The organism is Colwellia hornerae, assembly GCF_007954355.1.
In the GTDB taxonomy this organism is placed as follows: domain Bacteria; phylum Pseudomonadota; class Gammaproteobacteria; order Enterobacterales; family Alteromonadaceae; genus Colwellia_A; species Colwellia_A hornerae.
Map to the genome: position 1 here is coordinate 140,919 of NZ_VOLR01000002.1, position 15,075 is coordinate 155,993.

Annotated in this window: 9 protein-coding genes; all 9 read right to left on the minus strand. The window is 39.1% G+C overall.

The features are described from left to right. Positions 1–281: 281 nt before the first annotated feature. The 9 genes from ESZ26_RS01765 to proQ all read right to left on the minus strand — a co-directional run bounded on the left by ESZ26_RS01765 (position 282) and on the right by proQ (position 15,064). Positions 282–2,591: an efflux RND transporter permease subunit gene (locus ESZ26_RS01765; RefSeq protein WP_190278367.1), complete on the minus strand. Its 2,310-nt coding sequence runs from the start codon at positions 2,589–2,591 to the stop codon at positions 282–284. A 58-nt stretch (positions 2,592–2,649) separates the two neighbouring features. Continuing rightward, positions 2,650–3,660, minus strand: a complete 1,011-nt coding sequence (locus ESZ26_RS01770; RefSeq protein ID WP_146797303.1) for a WD40/YVTN/BNR-like repeat-containing protein — start codon at positions 3,658–3,660, stop codon at positions 2,650–2,652. Between the two features lie 135 nt (positions 3,661–3,795). Then, positions 3,796–5,172, minus strand: coding sequence for a DUF1329 domain-containing protein (locus ESZ26_RS01775; protein WP_146797300.1), 1,377 nt, complete (start codon positions 5,170–5,172; stop codon positions 3,796–3,798). A 23-nt stretch (positions 5,173–5,195) separates the two neighbouring features. Continuing rightward, on the minus strand, positions 5,196–7,244 hold the full coding sequence (locus tag ESZ26_RS01780; RefSeq protein ID WP_146797297.1) for a DUF1302 domain-containing protein: 2,049 nt from the start codon (positions 7,242–7,244) through the stop codon (positions 5,196–5,198). Positions 7,245–7,567: 323 nt separating this feature from the next. Next, on the minus strand, positions 7,568–7,783 hold the full coding sequence (locus ESZ26_RS01785; protein WP_146797294.1) for a DUF2835 family protein: 216 nt from the start codon (positions 7,781–7,783) through the stop codon (positions 7,568–7,570). Positions 7,784–7,789: 6 nt separating this feature from the next. Next, entirely contained in the window at positions 7,790–10,354 is a 2,565-nt protein-coding gene (gene pepN / locus ESZ26_RS01790; protein ID WP_146797291.1) for an aminopeptidase N, read from the minus strand. A 113-nt stretch (positions 10,355–10,467) separates the two neighbouring features. After that, positions 10,468–11,970, minus strand: a complete 1,503-nt coding sequence (gene nhaC, locus ESZ26_RS01795; RefSeq protein WP_146797288.1) for a Na+/H+ antiporter NhaC — start codon at positions 11,968–11,970, stop codon at positions 10,468–10,470. Between the two features lie 236 nt (positions 11,971–12,206). Next, positions 12,207–14,243, minus strand: a complete 2,037-nt coding sequence (gene prc, locus ESZ26_RS01800) for a carboxy terminal-processing peptidase (protein ID WP_146797286.1) — start codon at positions 14,241–14,243, stop codon at positions 12,207–12,209. A gap of 17 nt (positions 14,244–14,260) precedes the next feature. Further along, the gene (proQ, locus tag ESZ26_RS01805; RefSeq protein WP_223271545.1) at positions 14,261–15,064 is read right to left on the minus strand and encodes an RNA chaperone ProQ; all 804 of its coding nucleotides are present in this window, start codon (positions 15,062–15,064) and stop codon (positions 14,261–14,263) included. Positions 15,065–15,075 lie beyond the last annotated feature (11 nt).

The following is a 15,075-nucleotide window of genomic DNA, read 5'->3' on the forward strand; positions in this document are numbered from 1 at the left end:
TGTAGTGAATCATTTCAAAATTGATTATTTAAAACAATTTACTGTCTAATTTGTATAATTTTTTATATAAATATTTATTATTGTCTAAAAGAATAGACTATATATGCGATTTTATTAAGAATTTTAGGCTATTGCGAGGAATATTTTACTATTTGTGGTGATTAATTATTTATTGTCGCTTGTCAAAATTACTGAGAGTAATTGTTTATTCACTTGTTATAAATAGAAAATGACCTTTCGGTCATTTTCTTGTTTATTTATGCAGGATTAACGTATTAACTTTATTTTTTATTAGGCCATAAAAAAGCAGCAATTGCTGGTAGGACCAGTACTGCAGCGATCATATTAACCAAAAACATAAAGGTTAACAGTATTCCCATATCAACTTGAAATTTCAAATCTGACCAAAACCAGGTCGAAACACCAATAGCTAAAGTAACACCGGTAATTAATACTGCACTGCCTCGTTCTTTTAAAGCGAGTAAATAAGCTTCTTGAACTTGATAACCCTCACGCAATTTTATGCTCATGGTTGATAAGATATAAATACCGTAATCAACACCAATACCAACACCTAAAGCGATAACAGGAAGAGTAGAAACCGTTAAGCCAATATCAAGTGCGGTCATTAACCATTGCGCCAACGTCGACACTACGTAAAGCGGTACAATAACAACAATCGTGGCACGAACACTTCTAAAACTAATGAAACACAATAAAGTTACCGCGCCATAAACGTAAAGCATCATCGGCGTTTGCGCTTCAGCAACCGCTTCATTAGTCGCTGCCATAACACCGACGGGTCCAGAAGCGAGTTTAAATTTAACCTCGTCTGTTTCCAATGCCTGAGCAACAACTTTTACTTTATCGACGACTCGGTTAATGGTTTCAGCTTTGTGATCTTCTAAAAACAAGATAACAGGCATAACACTACAATCACTGTTTAATAAGCCACTCGTTGAAGGTACGCGAGCAATTGATTGCACTAAAGTTTGTTGATTGCGTGATAAGACTCGCCATCTAGCGTTACCTTCGTTATAACCGGCATTAACAATTTTAGCGACTGACGCTAAACTGATAGCCGATTGCACACCAGCAGTATTTTCCATCTGCCATTGAAAGGTATCTATTAAGTCCATTGTCTCGTAAAAAGTACATGAATCAGCAGGGCTTTCAACGATCACTGACATATAATCAACGCTGATCGCATAACGGTCAGTAATTAAGAAAGTATCTTGGTTATAACGTGACGTTTCATGTAAAGAAGGAGCACCCGCATGAAGCTCTCCTATTTTCATATCTTGTGAGTAATAATAACCAGCAACATATAAAACAGCGGTTATTACCAGAATGACCGTCGCAATACGTTTGGTGGCAAATGAAGACATTACGTCCCAGACAGTGACCTTGTTTTTATCCGCTATCTTAGGCTCTACTTTAGCGACATGAATAAAGGAAACCAATAAAGGGAGTAAAATTAAATTGGTTAAAATAATCATCGCCACACCCAGAGATGCAGTGATAGCCAATTCACGAATAATACCAATATCAATAGAAAGTAATGTTAAGAAACCAACCGTATCAGAAAGCAAGGCGATACCGCCTGGTATCAATAACAAGCGAAAGCTCATTTGTGCGGCTTCTTTCGATGTTGCTCCCTTACTGACCAGTTTGGAGACCGAGTTAATCATCTGTACGCCATGGCTAACACCAATGGCAAACACTAAAAACGGCACCAAGATCGACATTGGATCGAGTCCAAAACCTAAGGTTGATAACATACCTAGCTGCCAAACAACGGCAACCAGCGAACAAGCTATCGGTAAAAGGGTCAAAGAAATAGAACGGCAAAACCAGAACACCATCAGCGTGGTAATAACAATCGCAATAGCAAAGAAAGCCACAACGCCTTTGGCGCCTTCTGCAACATCGCCAACCATCTTGCTAAAACCAATAATATGAATACTGATGTTATCTTTTTCGAATTTTCCTCTAATTTGCTGCTCAAGTTGCTCAGCAATCACAAGCGTATCTAAACGTGCACCCGTTTGTGGGTCAGTATCCATTAACGACGCTTTTACCATCGCACAACTGTAATCGTCTGCAACAATACTGCCAACGATACCGGCTTTCTCAATATTTGCTTTAACAACAGCTAAACCTTGCGGATCAGGCTGGAAATTGGCCGGGATAACCGGACCACCAGCAAAACCGTCTTCAACAATCTCAACAAAACGGGTACTAGGTGAATACAATGATTTAACTTGAATACGGTCAACACCAGGAATAAAAAACAACTGGTCATGAACCCCTTTTAGCGCGCTAAAGAAGGATTCATTAAAAATATCACCCTCTGTGTCACACACTGAGATGAGCACATTATTGGCGCCACCAAAGTTTTCTCGATATTCGAGATAGGTTTTCATGTAGGCATGATTAAGGGGAATATGCTTTTCAAAAGCCGCATCAAGCTTTATTTGGCTGGCTTGAAAAACAAGAAAAATACTCGCTAGTACGAAAGCAACAAGCACCATGATTCTTTTACGGAACATGGTGGCTTCGATAACATTAATAAGGGATTCTATTTTCATTTAGTTTACTTCATCTGCTTCAGTGGAATTGGCGGTAATGGTATCTATCGATTTACGTTTATTTTAACTTAGTCAGTGCAACGACTTTAAGACCAACTTCAGAAACGATGACCAGCTGATTATTAAACCAAACACCGCTAATTAACGCTTTACCGTCAGCTTGAATATTTAAAGAAAAGCTAACGCCGTCATCATCACTTTTTAAAATAACACCATTATTTCCTAAGACAAAAATACTACCGTTATCACCGAGCACTATCGAATTTAATAAGGCTTGGGTTTTGGTGTTAATATGTTGCCAAGGTGCGCCACTTTTTAAACTGCGAAAAATATTACCACGCAAGCCAACAACTAATAAATTTCCTTGCTGAGTACGAGCAATGTCATTAAATGAACCTTGATATATTTTATCAAACGGCAACCATTTTTCGGCAAAATCATTACTCTTGGCGATTAAGCCTACTTCGCCGACCATATAAAGGGTACGACCGTCTTTAAAGATACTGTTAAAGTGGGCAAGAATACTGCCTTGCTCATCGAGGTAAGCCTCTTCATCTTGTTCTTTTAATTCTTCGAGGTAAGCTAAGTCTTCGGGAAATAAAAACTCACCATGAAATTCAAAGGTCCAATTTTCACCACCATCATTGGTGCGGTATTGCTGACCATATGCGCCTATCGCTATGCCTTCATTTTTATCTTTGAAGGTTATATCAAGTAAAGGTTTTTGTTGCGCGGGTAAATATTGTTGTACTTGCCAGTTCTCACCGCCATCTCCAGAAAATAATATCGTCGCGTCATGCCCAACAGCCCAACCATGGGAAGCATCAATAAAATATACTGCAGTTAAGGTCGTCCGAACGGGAACATTAGCTTGACGCCAAGTAATTGCGTCATTTGAAAGTAAAATATGACCACGTTCACCTACAGCAACCAGCTGTTTATCGTTGATTTTAAAAATATCAAGCATAAGTGATTTACTGGCTAAGGGTGCTTGCATAGCAGGAAGTTGCTGTGAAAAAGCATTGAGGAAGAATAAAGCGCTAAAAAGGAAAGCCAACAAACGTTGCATAAAAAAGGTTTCTCATTCGTTAATAATTAAAGTGTTACTTTGCTCACATCATCCATGACATCGTTAAAGTTTCTTATCTCTTAATGTATAACGACTGACCGTTGTCAGCCGTTATAAGTTTTTAAAACCTAGCGGTTATCTACGCCCTTCACGTCTTAATGCTGAAGAAGTAAATGATATATCATCTAATTCAGCTGAGAAGTCATACATTTTAGCTTCATTATCTAAGCCCATAGCTATGTAGCGACGCGACTGTAAATCATGGAACACTTCAAGTGTAGACCATTGTGTAGGAACTTCGTAATAATTCAAACCATGAGCAACACCAACACGGTATAACTCGTCACGGTTATCATATATATCGGTTACCGCAATTTGCCAGCTATCTTCGTCAATAAAGAAAACACGTTTTTTGTAGGTATGACGTGTATCTGATTTCAAGTTAGCTTCGACAACCCATACACGATGTTTTTCATAACGAACATGTTCAGGGTTAATGTGACCTGGCATTAAGATATCAGCATATTTTAATGAATCACTGTGTAAACGGTAATCATTGTAAGGGATCAATAATTCTTGTTTCCCTTTTAATGTCCAGTTATAACGGTTAGGAGCGCCGTTAAACATATCGAAATCATCTGTGGTACGTAAGCCATCAGACGCTGTGCCTGGCGTGTCATAGGCAACATTTGGCGCACGACGAACACGACGTTGTCCGGTGTTATATGTCCAAGCTTGACGTGGTGTCTGTATTTGGTTCATTGTTTCATGAACTAATAATGCGGTACCCGCTAAACGTGCCGGCTCAGTCACTTTTTGCTTAAATTTAAACAAAATATTAGTTTCTTTAAGCTTATCTGCTGAAGCGCCTTTTACCCCATATGGGATCATTAGCTGATCATCAAAACCTAAATAAGTATAATCACCAGAAGCGGTAGGAGCTGCTTGACCACCTTCACGTGTCAAGGCTTCGCCACGATAACGTAAAATATGATTCCAAATAGCTTCCAAACCATCAGATGGGACCGGAAATGGGATACCAACAGCCGCGTTAACAATACCATTACCGCCTTCAACTAATTCTGTACGTCCGGCATTATCAATACTTGCTTGATAAACATGCTCAGGGTAAGAAGCTGAACGTCTTGATTGGTAAACGTGCATTTTATAAGTATCAGGATAAGTTTCAAACAATTTAACCTGACCTGGGGTTAACATCGCTTTATATTCACCGACGTTAGCCGCCGTAATGGTGTATTTAACTTTATCTGTTGAAAATGGATCAATGTGGTGATCACCCACAGTATATCCAGCAGGAACAGAGGTAATACCACCGTTCCACGCAGGAATAGAACCATCTTTATTAGCAGTACGAACTGCGCCAATTGGCGTTAATTCTTTACTTAACTTTGCGACCTCAGTCGGCGAAACTTTAGCTAAAGTTGCTGTTGACACCATAGCCAAACTTACTGCAACTGAGGCTAATGTTAATCTTTTAAGTGAAATTTTCATAATATTGCTCATTAACTTAGCCCTTATATTGAATATTTAATGCTGAATGAAATGTAATCGCGGTCTTCCATTTGATTGGTTGTACCTACGCCATCCCAAAAACCGTTATAGTTTATGTCTGCTGACCAGCGACTTTGATAATTAAAGTTAATACCTAAAGCGACTGACTTACGTTTTTCAACAAATAAGAATAATGGATCAGGTGTCGTACCTTTAACATCATGAGAAAAAACCACACGTGGCGAGATGTTAATACCGGCGATAACATTATTAAAGTCTAACTTAGCAATAGCGCGGTAACCCCAAGCAAATGCATCTGGGAACGGGTTAGTTTCAACACCGTCTTGTACAGCCATTTCTAAACCTTCTTTACCGGCAATGCCACCATTACGTGCAGTACCTGGACCATTTAATCGTAATACATCTTGGTCTGGCATATCTTGAATATTAATACCACCCACTTCAACTAAGGTAGTTAATTGACTGGCGCCAAATGTAGGACCCCAAAGATGGGTTAACGTTGTTTGTGCTTGTAAGGTATCTGATAAAACAAAACCATCGGCACGTTGGCCACCTTGAAATACTGGCATTTGAGAAATACCATCAAGCTCGCTGCGACCTTGGTCATTCGCTAATTGCTGTGGCATAGCGGCAAATAATAACTCAACATCATCAATTTGCAATGGCTCATCTTGACGGAAAGTGACTTCACCAGCAACAGAGGTGGTGCCTAAAACCGTGTTAAAGCTCATCGCGTAAACTTTAATGTCTTCGACATAATCAAGTTCTACACGTGAGAAGGCTTTTAAGTTTGTGTAATTTTCTTCAGTAATAGCACCTGAAAGTAACATACCGATATCATGGCCAATAGCTTCATTACTAAAATCTGCAGTGACACCGGCAAATATTGGACGACGGCTGTGGTAATTCATGTGGTAAAGGCTAACTTCAGTATCATTGAAGTCAGGTAAGAACCAAGATAATTTCAGTCCATATTGGCCACCATCTTCAGGCTCATTCTCTGCATCAGCTTGACGAAGTGTCAGCTTCGTTGGAAAGGCACCTAAATATGCCGAACCGATACTTTCAGGAGGAACAGCACCTGCTTTAATTGCAGCACTGAGTTGATTTAGACCTGAAATAAGATAATCTAAGTCCATATCAGGGTTACCAGCAAAGCCTAATTGAACATTGTTAAATTGACCGCCATCACCAGCAAAGTCATTAGTTGAGAAATAACTACCTGGCGCTGGTAATACTGTCTTTTCCCAGTTGTACTGATAGAAAGCTTCTATATTGAAGTTCTCAGAAACACCGAGTGATCCCCAAATAGCACCGAAAGGGATAAAGGCTTCTTTTAATTCTGAGCCTGGAGCGCGAAGGCGTGCGATGTCAACTGGATTTAGTTCACTGATACCGTGAGAAATTAGCGTACTTTCTCCCCAGCTGATCACTTGTTGACCGACGCGAATTGAAAGCGGCATGTCGCCCACTTGAAAATCACCATAAACGAAAGCATCAAGTAATCTTACATCATTACATAATTGGTCACTTGCTTCGCCGTCACGGCAAGGATCGTTATTCACCCCAGATAAAGGATTAGTCCACGCTCGGTCGCCGTCACTCATTTCTAAATCATAGAAATACATGCCACGGGCGAAAAAACCAAAATTTTCATAACGAACTTCTAGTTCGTGTGAACCTTTGATTATCTGCGAAAAACTATCACCTGAATCATAGTTAAGGTTAGCGTTATCACCATTAGTTGAATAGCCACCTTTTCCGTTCCATACAGTTGCCTGATCAGGCGTTGGATTTAATGATGGATGATAACTACTAAAATCAAAACCATTATTAAAGTTATTTGCTTTACCAACATTATCATTCCAGTTGCGATCTTCTACACGCCAACTTTGACCGTAACTAAACGTTGAATCAAAAGTAACGTCGAAGTTGCCTAATGTAAAATTCTCTGCTTGTACTTGGCTTACTGTCGCTAAACAAACAAGTGCAGCGGTTATACTGGCAGCTAAAGGTTTTTTGTAAAACCGATTGCGAGGGCTATATTTCATTTATTCTCTCCCCAGAGCGTGTAGATTATATTTTATTTTTATCATCGCTACTTACTATTTGAAATAAGTGGTCTAAAACAATAATTGCATCATTTTATCAATGGTGCAAGAGGTAAAAACAATTGATAATACCCTGTGTTTTAATGACTTCTAATCAATAAAAAGCGAATCAGACACTCCTGTTTTAAACAAGCGTTTAAAACAAAAAATTCTTTATATAGATTTTAACAAGTAGTTACTTGTATTAAGTGTTACAGCGAAACAGGTCAATAGCCTTCAAACGCATCAAATGGTCCGACCACTGTTTAAAGCTAATACTCTAATCATGCCATTTTTGTCACAGATAAAAATTTATTATTTTTAGTTTCCAGACAAAATCCTCCCTTAATACCAGTAGATAATAGATATTTTCGCATATGCATTGCTGGAAATTGCACCCGCACTCCTTGAGTTGTCGTGACAACCATCTGCTGAGCTTTACCTTCGTAATAGGGATAAAACTCAGCAGCGGTCATATTTATTGAAAAGAAATATTTCATAAAAAATTAGCCCGCTAAGGCTGCATCAAGCTTTTCTTTTAAGTCTTTTGATAAGTTTTTAAGTGTAGTCAACTTCTCTAATTCTGCCCGCATCAATTTCTGTCTAGGTAGATCAAATGATCTAAATTGAATAAGGGGAGTAATCAGCCTTGAAGCAACCTGCGGGTTTATCTCATTCAACAAGGCAATTTGCTCAGCAAGAAACTGATACCCCTGCCCTGACTGACAATGAAAATAACGCGGGTTATTGACGCTGAAATTGCCGACTAATGAACGAGCCCGGTTTGGATTCTTCAAACTAAATAACGGGTGAGCTAATAAGCGATCGAGTGAACTGAAAATATTCGTGCTACATTGCTGGGCTGCAAGACTAAACCACTTATCCATAACTAACGCAGTACTATGCCATTTTTGTTCAAAATGTTGTAACTGCCCAGCTAAGTCAACTAAATTATTGTCTGCTGAGCAGGCTAACGCCGCTAAAGTATCGGTCATGTTATCTGAGGATTGATACTGTTCTACTACTTTGCTCTGCTGCTGTTCGAGTAGCGATAAATAAGACAAACAAACATTCTTTAGTGCGCGTTGACCAACTTCTTCGCCGCTGTATTTATAGGCAGAGGCTTTATTATCAATAAAGGTTTTCTCAAAACTAGCGGTTAAACCTGTCACTAAAAACAACTTCACCGCGGCAATAGCATTAACCACTTTAATGGGATCAACCTGTGCTATTTCGGCAACGACTTCATCAAAACTAGGCAGCGATAGTTGTTCGGCTTTAAAGGCATTGTCGGTATTTGCATCAAAAATAGCTTGGTAGGTGGTTAACAAACTGTTTGGCAGCGCAAAGCTACTGTCATCGATTAACGCTTTAATATAATTCAACATCAATTGCTGACCAGCGTCCCAACGACAAAACTCATCATCAGCGAAAGCCATAACGGTTGCCAGCTCTTGATCTGTTTGGTTAATCGACAGTTTAACTGGAGCAGAAAAATCAGCCAATACGGCTAGTACAGGTTTTTCGACAAAATTGTCAAAAGTCCATGTTTGCTGCTCGGACGTTAACTCAAGTAACTGACGTCGAATAACTTTATTATTTTCAATGAGTTCAATAGCAACAGGGATATGTAATGCTTTACCCTCGCTGCCGTCTTTTTGACTGGGGTTTGTCTGAGTCAACGTCAATTGGTACTGTTCGTTTGAAAAACCTTCTTCAACAGATAAAATAGGGGTACCCGACTGATGGTACCAGGCTTTAAATAAGACTAAGTCAACACCCGAAGCATCAGACATCGCATTAATAAAATCATCACAAGTGACGGCCATACCATCGAAGCGGGCAAAATATAAATCCATGCCTTTTCTAAATTTGGCTGCTCCTAATAGGGTATTGATCATGCGGATGACTTCAGCACCTTTTTCATAAACGGTTAAGGTGTAAAAATTATTCATTTCCAGTACTTTTTCAGGGCGAATAGGATGAGCCATCGGTCCGGCATCTTCAGCGAACTGTTTTGAGCGTAACAATCTTACGTTTTTAATGCGGTTTACTGGTGCACTGTGCATGTCAGCGCTAAACTGCTGATCGCGAAATACTGTTAAGCCTTCTTTTAAACTTAATTGAAACCAATCGCGACAAGTGACTCGGTTGCCTGTCCAGTTATGAAAATATTCATGGCCAATCACAGCTTCAATATTAAAGAAATCTGTATCAGTGGCACTCTCATTATCTGCTAAAACAAATTTTGAATTAAAAACGTTCAAGCCTTTATTTTCCATAGCGCCCATATTGAAGAAGTCTACAGCTACAATCATGTAAATATCAAGGTCATAAACTAAACCAAAGGTTTCTTCATCCCAAAGCATCGATTTCTTTAGTGATGCCATGGCATGATGAGCTTTAGGCAAATTGCCTTTATCAACAAATATTTCTAATGCGACGTTTCGCTTATCTTGGGTGGTAAAGCTACCTTCAAGTAAGTCAAAATCACCGGCAACTACAGCAAATAAATAACAAGGTTTTGGGTGCGGGTCTTGCCAGCAAGTAAAATGTTTACCTTGTGGTAGATCACCCGCTGCAGTTTTATTACCGTTGGATAACAAATAAGGATAACTTTTTTTATCAGCGATAACTTTGGTTGAAAAGGTCGACATTACATCAGGGCGATCTAGATAATAAGTTATCCGTCTAAAACCTTCCGCTTCACATTGCGTACAAAAAGCGCCGCCCGACTTAAATAAGCCTTCAAGTGAGGTGTTATTAAGTGGGTCAATTTCAGTCACTATCGTTAAAATAAATTCATCAGCGCTAATATCTAGCGCTAACTGTGTGTCACTGACCTGATAATAACTTTCAGGTAAGTCTTGTTGATTAATTTGTAGTGAAACAAGTTTAAGTTGCTCACCATCAAGTACTAATTGCTTAGCGTTTTTATTTTCACGTTTTATCGCCATAGTGCTGGTCACTATAGTCGCGGTGTCAGCAAGTTCAAAGGTCAGATCGACGGTAGCAATAGAGAAATTTGAAACTTGGTAATCAGATAAATACCGTGCGGTGAAGTCAGTCATAAGAGTATCCTTTTAAAAAGTATAAAGCCTGCAAAAACAGGCTTTATATTAAGTCGATATTAAGCGTAAATAAAGGATGAATCATCCTCTTTTTATCACAATTGTCTTTGATGTTAGCTCTTTAGTGCTTCATCACTGGTTGTTGCTAACATTTTAATTTTAAAGCCGGTGTAACCATAAATAATAGCTAGTACTGGGTTAATTAAATTAAAAAAGCAGTAAAAGATATAATCGTATGATGTTAATGCTAATGCCGCAAACATGAAGGCACCACAGGTGTTCCATGGAATTAACGGTGAAGTAATGGTACCTGAATCTTCTAACGTACGGCTTAATAGTGTTGGATGAAACCCTCGGCGTTTAAATTCAGCTTTAAACATACGACCAGGCATAACGATCGCCATATATTGATCGGCTGTAATTAAATTAGTACCAATACAGGTTGCAACGGTACTGGCAATTAAACTGCCCGTTGATTTAGCGGTTGATAAAATCGCCTTAACAAATTTATTCAGCATACCTAGATGCTCTAACACCGCACCAAAACTTAACGCGCACATCACTAACCAAATGGTGTTGAGCATACTCGACATACCACCACGACTTAGCAATTCATCAATTTGTTTATTGCCGGTATTGACTACTACGCCATCAAAAAATGCCGTCCAAACCACCATAATGTAAGCTTTAACACCACTAACACCTTCTGCAGCCATGTTCAAAATAAGCTCTTGTTGAAAAATTAACGCCCAAACAGCGCCAATCAAGGCACCAATTGCCACAGCTGGAAATGCGGGGACTTTCTTAAAAGCTAAATAAAGTAAGATAAAGAGTGGGATAAGATTCAGTATCGAAATATTATAAGTGGCATCAAGTGTGGTTAGCAAAGCGTCAATACTTGCGGTATCGCCGGTTACGTTTGAAGAATGATCAAAGCCAATAATAAGAAACAACACCAGCGCTATGCTAATAGAAGGTATGGTGGTCCACAACATATAACGAATGTGTTCAAATAATTCACTGCCCGCTACCGCTGGAGCAAGGTTAGTCGTTTCAGACAATGGCGATAATTTATCACCAAAATAAGCACCTGATATAACAGCCCCCGCCGTAACAGCAGTCGACATTTCAAAACCGTTAGCTATGCCGATAAAGGCAACACCTACCGTTGCCGCAGTAGTCCAAGAACTACCAATGCTCATGGCCACAATACCACAAACTACACAAGCGGCGGCGTAAAACCAACTTGGGTCAATAATTTGTAAACCATAATAAACCATCGTTGGCACGGTCCCGGAAAGTAACCAAGTCCCTATTAATGAGCCAACCGCTAATAGTATTAAAATGGCTCCCAGAGAAATAGAAATACCGCCGACAATTGACTTCTCAATCGACTGCCACGTATAACCATTTTTGATACCAATAACAATCGCTATTCCCATCGCGAGTAATAAAGCAATTTGGTTAGGGCCATAAGATGAGTTGTCGGCAAAGTACAAAACGGCTGTCGTTAACATAACAACTAATGCAAAAAGAGGAATTAAAGCATCAAGCATACTTGGTTCTTTATGGGTGTTGGTTACTACTGTTTGGTTATTTTTTTCTAGCTCTGTCATGTGCGATGCTGACCTTAAGTTTTTTATAGTTATAATTTTTAATGTTTATACCGCTTTAATTAAGTATCAGAGCTATTTTTCATCAGGAAAAATAACACAACACTAATCAAGTTGATATTAATCACAAACCCCTAAAAGTCAGGGTAACGCCTAAAGGCTAATCTATAGAGAAAATTGATTTAGCCTTTTTTCTTACATAAAAGCCGCAATTAAGCGGCTTTTTGAGTCGGTGCTAATTATTTTTTAGCCACTTTACCCAAGGAAATCAAATCAAAAGTAATCTTAGCTGTTTCATCTAAAAACGGATCTAATTCTTCTAATTCGTCGGGTAAATCTTCCAGTGATTTCACTTTCTCTTTGCCCATAACAACCAGTCGTTCGTTAACACGTATGAGTTGCTTGGCTTTTCGATCTTCACGTTTTGCTTTACGTTCATCTAACTTAAGAGAGATCGTTTTATCATCTTTCTCCTTTTGATAAACCGCAATATCATCAAGCAAATAGTTAAACTCCCGATTGACTTTAACACGTTCACTGTGCAGTGAATTTAGGTAAGTTAAGTCGGCCGATAAGTTGCCTAAAGGTTGATAACTTGCTTTAGGGATTTGATCCCAAGGTAAAGCATTTTTTTCACGACTTTCTCCCCAGTCTTCTGGGTCAACGGCCGTTGGAAAAGAAATATCGGGTAAGACGCCTCTATGCTGAGTGCTACCACCATTAATACGGTAAAACTTAGCGATGGTAAATTGGATACTACCTAATGGATTATCATAAAGGTCATACACTCGCCCTAGGCCACGGTGTTGTTGAACAGTGCCTTTACCAAAGGTATGTTCGCCAACAATTACGCCACGGCCATAATCTTGAATCGCCGCGGCAAAAATTTCAGAGGCAGAAGCACTGTACCTGTCGACCATCACAGTTAATGAGCCGTCATAAGAACTGACACCGTCTTCATCGCTATTGACTTGTACTCGGTTTGCGCCATCGCGTATCTGCACAACAGGGCCTTTATCAATAAACAACCCTGTTAATAATGTTGCTTCACGCAATGAACCACCGCCATTACCACGTAAATCAATAATAATACCAGTAACTTGTTCGGCTTTAAGTTTATCGAGCTCTTTGTTCACGTCACGTGATAAATTATTGTAAAAGCTAGGTATAGTAATAATGCCTAATTTTTTTGACTTTTCATCACCTTTCGTTTCGAAATATACTTCAGACTTTGCGGCTCTGTCTTCAAGGACTATTTTATCACGAACAATAGTAACAACCTTAATAACAGCGTCATCTTCAGCTTCTGCTGGCAAAATTTGTAAACGAACTTTGGTGCCTTTAGGCCCTTTGATCAAATCAACAACATCATCTAAACGCCAACCGATAACATCTTCAAATTTGTCATCGTCTTGCGCAACACCGACGATTCGGTCTTTAGGTTTAACTTCTTTTGACTTGTCTGCAGGACCACCAGGAACAACACTATTGATAACCGTATAGTCTTCTTCGGCTCTAAGAACCGCGCCAATACCTTCAAGAGACAGATTCATGTCCATTTGAAATTTTTCAGCATTTCTTGGTGATAAATAAGAGGTGTGAGGTTCAACAACGCGAGCAAAGCTATTCATAACGACTTGAAAAACATCTTCACTTTCACTTTGTTTTAATCTTTTAATCGCATAACGGTAGCGCTTGCCTAAAACTTCTTGCACTTTAGGCCATTCTTTACCCGCCAAAGTTAAATTCAGTGCGTCGTACTTGACCTTTAATCGCCATAATTCATTTAATTGTGCGATACCTTTTGGCCAATCAGCTTCTTCACGGTCGAAGTTATAAACTTCATTTATGGTAAAGTCGAAAGGTTCTTTTGCTAAAAGGCTTAATGCATATTCATAACGCTCGGCACGTCTTTGTAAGTTTAAGTTAAAGATTTCGTAGGCGACGTCTAACTTACCACGGGCAATGATTTGATCAAATTCAAGGCGATATTTTTGAAAGTCTTCTATATCGGTCGCTAAAAAAACATTTCGAGCATAATCAAGTTGCTTTATATACCGATCAAATATTTTTTCAGAGAGCGCATCATCCATGTTAACTTTAGAGTAATGAGCTCGAGTAAACTGCGCAGTGACGCGTTTACTCGATGTGGCATGCTGGCTTTCAGGCGCCAATATGGGTAGCGTTTCTACCTTATCAAGATTTTCGACAGCAAATATGTTTATTGCTGATAGCGACAAAGAAACGGCAATTGCGATACGACAAATTTTTAGCATGCCCAAAACACTCCAATTTATTCAGTAAATATATTTTTAATTTGCGTCTTAACAACCATTCCTGAATTTAATTGTACACTCACATCCTTACCAGCAACTTCAGTGATAATAGCGTTCATAGGCGAATTGCCTAATTTAACTTTAACGCTTTTACCAACAACGACTGCGCTGTCTTCAACAGGAACAAGTTTAACTTCTGCTTTGGTATGCGTCGATTTAGTTGATTTAACCGACTTAAACTTAGCTTGTTTTTCTTGCTTTGCTTCTGGGTTGTGAGCAGACGGTTTTGCTTCGGTTGGATTGTCTGACTTATTAAGCTTAGATCCTTTATAAGGCTTTTTGCTTGCTTTGTCGTGTTTGTTTTTGTTACCAAATTTGTCTTGGCTTTCTTTTAGTGTCTTACTGGCGTAGTCAGCTTGCTCTTGATCGATCTCAGCAGAGTCGTTACCATCGATATCGACACGAAAATTACCCAACTTAACCGCTTTCAAATAACGCCAGCTGCTGGTGTAATGTCTTAATGCTTGGCGTAAGCGAGTTTTACTTACCGTGCCATCTTCTGCTAAATTAGCAGACAAATCTTGAAAGATGCCAATTTTAAGCGCTTTAGCAGGACCATCAACCGAAAAACACTTAGGAAATTTATCCGCTAAATAAGCAATAATTTCTTTTGTGCTTAACCGTTTAACTTCAGTTTCTTGCTCTGCTGCTACTGGTGTTTGTTGTGCAACGTCAGTATCAACTGCAACGTCAGTAGTTACTTCAGTTTCAGTATTACTCATTTCTGTTTTGCTCACTTCGTTTACTATTTTAGTGTCCATAAATACAACTT

Bases quoted from the DNA above. Each gene is read 5' to 3' on its own strand.
- proQ (WP_223271545.1), bottom strand. From the start codon at position 15,064: ATGGACACTAAAATAGTAAACGAAGTGAGCAAAACAGAAATGAGTAAT.
- ESZ26_RS01780 (WP_146797297.1), bottom strand. From the start codon at position 7,244: ATGAAATATAGCCCTCGCAATCGGTTTTACAAAAAACCTTTAGCTGCC.
- nhaC (WP_146797288.1), bottom strand. From the start codon at position 11,970: ATGACAGAGCTAGAAAAAAATAACCAAACAGTAGTAACCAACACCCAT.
- ESZ26_RS01770 (WP_146797303.1), bottom strand. From the start codon at position 3,660: ATGCAACGTTTGTTGGCTTTCCTTTTTAGCGCTTTATTCTTCCTCAAT.
- pepN (WP_146797291.1), bottom strand. From the start codon at position 10,354: ATGACTGACTTCACCGCACGGTATTTATCTGATTACCAAGTTTCAAAT.
- ESZ26_RS01765 (WP_190278367.1), bottom strand. From the start codon at position 2,591: ATGAAAATAGAATCCCTTATTAATGTTATCGAAGCCACCATGTTCCGT.
- ESZ26_RS01785 (WP_146797294.1), bottom strand. From the start codon at position 7,783: ATGAAATATTTCTTTTCAATAAATATGACCGCTGCTGAGTTTTATCCC.
- ESZ26_RS01775 (WP_146797300.1), bottom strand. From the start codon at position 5,172: ATGAAAATTTCACTTAAAAGATTAACATTAGCCTCAGTTGCAGTAAGT.
- prc (WP_146797286.1), bottom strand. From the start codon at position 14,243: ATGCTAAAAATTTGTCGTATCGCAATTGCCGTTTCTTTGTCGCTATCA.